This window comes from Micrococcus sp. LASM2_SD2 (assembly GCF_057364565.1).
Map to the genome: position 1 here is coordinate 1 of NZ_JBNFOB010000349.1, position 1635 is coordinate 1635.

The window sequence follows — 1635 nt, forward strand, 5'->3', positions numbered from 1 at the left end:
GCGAGGAGGAGCCGCATGTCGCCGGCACCCCAACGGCCGCGGAGGGCACGACCGTCGCGTCCGTGCCCTCCGCCTCCGCGACGCGGGCCGACGCCCCCGCCACGAACGAGCCGGAGGAAGAGGAGCCCGCGCCGGACCAGGACTCCGACGCGGAGGACGCCCTGGAGGGCGCTGACGAGCGGGCCCGGGAGGACGAGGCCGAGGATGCTCGCCCCGACACGGCCGGGGAGGACTCCCCCGCGGCACAAACCGGCCGGTCCCGGCCGACCGCCGGCCGGGGCGCCTCGGGCGGTCGCATCGCCGACGTGCTGATCAAGGACACCTCCGACCCGTCGTCGGCGGAGACGACGCGGAAGAAGCCCGCCGCCCGCTCGAAGTCCTCCAGCCGCCGGGCCTCGGTGCCAGCTGGGACGAGATTGTCTTCGGCCGCAGGAACGACTGACGCGCCCGGGTCGCCGGGCGGCTCAGGCGGTGAGCAGCAGCAGGGGGACCTCGCGCTCGGCGCGGGTGGGCGAGCCGTGCTGGCCCACCATGTCGAAGGCGTGGGGGCCGACGCGTCGGCCGTCGTAGAGGGCGAGGTCGCCGTGGGCGGCGATCAGCAGGTCACCGATGCGCGGGCGCACCCGGGCGGTGACCTCCGCACCGAACCAGCCGGCCTCGATCGCCTCGTCCCGGGTCAGGATCCAGGCGTTCGTCCCATGGGCCGCGCGCCAGGCCGCCGCCACGGCGTCACGGCGCTGCGCGGAGACGTCGGCGCCGAAGTGCAGCTGCACCAGCCTCGGCTCCCCCGCCGTGTGCGCCACCCCGTCCAGGAGCTCGGGGTGCAGCGGCTCCCCCGCCTCGTCCAGCACGGCGTAGTCCAGCCGGCGTGAGGGCGGCACATCCACCATGCCGTGGTCCCCGGTGATGCCGAGGGTGGAGCCTGCGGGCATCCGCTCGTGCAGTCGCCTGAGCGTGGCGTCCACCTCCTCCAGCGCGTGCAGCCAGGAGTCCGAGCCGAGGCCGTCCCGGTGCCCGGCCTTGTCCAGCTCGTTGAAGTACAAATAGACGAGCGCCGGCTGCCGGGCCTTCTCCAGCACGCCCAGCGCGAGCTGCATGCGGGCGGCCATGGTCGAACCGGCACGGTACTCGCCGCCGCGCAGGGACGCACGGGTCAGGGCGGAGCCGGCGAACAGCGGCAGGGACACCGTGGCCACCACGCAGCCGGCCGCCTCGGCCCGCTCGAGCACGGTGGGCAGCGGCTGCCACTGCTCCGGGACGGTGACCGGATCCCAGCCGCCGAGCATGTTCACCACCACGCCGCGGTCCGGGTCCAGGACGTCATACCCCACCACTCCGTGTACGCCGGGCTCCTCCCCCGTGCCCAGGCTCGTCAGGGAGGCGGCGGTGGTGGTCGGCACGGGCGCCTGCAGCACGCGGCCGTGGCTCTCCATCGCGGACTTGAGGAACGGAGCATGCCCGCCGAAACGGCGCAGCACACTGCGGCCGAGGCCGTCCACCATCGCCACCACGGCGCGGCGGGTCTGCGGCCAGGCCAGGGCGTTGTCCACGCCCTCGACGCCCAGGGCGGCGGCCGCAGAGGTCATGACGGACCGCAGGTGCCGCTCGGCCGGGACGGCACCGGTGGGGGACGGG

The 1635-nt window shown here is 75.4% G+C and carries 1 protein-coding gene; it reads right to left on the bottom strand.

Features of this window, described 5'->3' with window-relative positions:
* Positions 1–464: 464 nt before the first annotated feature.
* Positions 465–1635: alkaline phosphatase family protein (locus AC2W7A_RS12250; protein ID WP_485991586.1), on the bottom strand; the 1171-nt coding region annotated here is incomplete at its 5' end.